General features: G+C 34.3%; 1 protein-coding gene. It reads right to left on the reverse strand.

Going from position 1 to position 2,001, the window contains the following annotated elements:
• Positions 1–149: 149 nt before the first annotated feature.
• The coding region (locus V7124_RS15875) for a TcaA NTF2-like domain-containing protein (protein ID WP_335490782.1) at positions 150–2,001 on the reverse strand (1,852 nt) is incomplete at its 5' end.

A 2,001-nucleotide genomic window follows, 5' to 3' on the forward strand; every position in this document is an offset into this window, starting at 1 on the left:
TGACGGAATGTTGAACAACTTGGCAGCCTGGGATGGCCGAGCCGAGGGGACGATTCTAAGATGATTAAAAAGCGGAACAGCAATAGCTGTCCCGCTAAAAATGGCTTTATACAATTAATGACGAGTCGTTCCAAGATAGCATGGTAAAACTATAAGGATGAACCTGAATCTTCTTGGGAAACCTTGATATCGCTGATGAAGAATTCTCCATCTATTTTCTTAACGGTATAACTATTTTTAAATGTCTTCTCGCTTCCTTCGTAATCATCCGCACCCGAGTAAATAGTAAATACCTCTTTAATAGTCACAACATATATTCCTTCAGCAGTGTTGTTTATACTCTCAATTTGGTAGTCCTCTAAATCCTCTGTAATATCCTGTTCATAGGCATTTGTAACAAAGTTGATCTGCTCCTTATACAAAGCACTCGCAGGATCTAGGTAATCCTCAATATAGGAGGGCTCCCCGTAGTTTACAGCATATGAAAATTTTGTGAGATATCGATCCATCAAATAGCTAATATCACTTTTATCTATTTCAAGCTGTACCTGTTTATAATAATCCTCAGCTTCTGCTTTAGTAGATCTCGATAGAGTCTGGTAATCTTCATCCATTTCGATGGTTAAACTTTTATCTTCAGCAAGGCTAAAAGTAATATAGGTATCGTCTACGGACGCCTCTATAAAGTGATAACCAGCATAGGACCCCGACAATTCTTGGACTTCTCCCGTTTCAAACCTTGTTAAATTTCCATTTTTTTCGATCCCTAAAAAGAAAATCTCCCCTTCATATTCAGCCTTCCATACCCCTGCAATGTCCTCAAAGGTTAATTCGTTGGAATATACCAGTTTGTTCTGATAGTAGGCGTTCGAAAACTTATTAAGGTCATCTTCAATGACTTTCTTTTCACCCATATTTTCCATCAAATATAATTTATCATCGTCGCCTGCAAATGCTAAATGATCAAAATACAGTCCAAACATCTTAATACCACTAGCAACCTTTTTATCATTAACATACAAATCAAAATCGTCTGTTTGATAAACTAAATCACCTTTAGCTGTGATATCGTAATCCAAAACAGAGCTAGAAACCTTTTCTGGTTTGGAGCCTTCTTTCAACTTAAACAATTTTTGATCTTCATTTGTAAAGAATACGGTATCGTCTTCAATCTGAAATTGAAAAACATCGCTTGCTAATTTTGTAGAATTATCTTCATTTTCTTTCTTCTTATACAAATTACCATCATTATTTACATAATAAAAATAACCACCGTTAAATTGATAATCGCTAACCTCGCTGGCTATTTTTTTAGAAGTTCCACCTTTTGAAAGTGGCGAAATATATAACTCATAGGAGCCTGCATCCTCAATATTGTAATAAACAAGATTGGAGTCGATTTTCTTAATTGACCCTGGAGAGACTTCATCACTAGTAATCTTAATACTCTCTTCATCACCAGCATTTTTGTAATACAATGAATAATCGTCATCTAAATAGGCAATTTCTTCTTTATCACTCAAGCTAGTGAAAGAGAAAACATCATTATCAATTTCAGTTTCTTGTTTATCTTTGATATTATACTTGGACAAATCACCATCATCATCCAAATAATAGATATAGTCTCCAATCAATTCATACTGAGTGACACTTGAGGAAATTTTATCCTCATTATTTTCACCATTAATGATATACAAATCATTTTCTGAATTTTGGTAGGTCACGATATTGTCACTGTAATCCCCTTCAACTCGGACTACATCTTTAGCCAACTTTGATTTTTCTCTTCCCTTTTTAAATTCATATAACTCGTGTTCATTGTTAATAAATAATACTTTATCCTGACTGTTTATATAATAGTAGAAACCATCCAAAACATCGCTTGCGATTTTTTCCTTTTCTTCACCTTCAGAAACTAAATACAAATCACCGATACTTTGCTCTTCTTCACCATTATATTTTTCCTCATACATTAAAAATCTATTATTTATTTCCGCTGGC

The sequence above is a fragment of the Neobacillus niacini genome, assembly GCF_036961885.1.
Taxonomy (GTDB): Bacteria; Bacillota; Bacilli; order Bacillales; family Cytobacillaceae; genus Neobacillus; species Neobacillus niacini_H.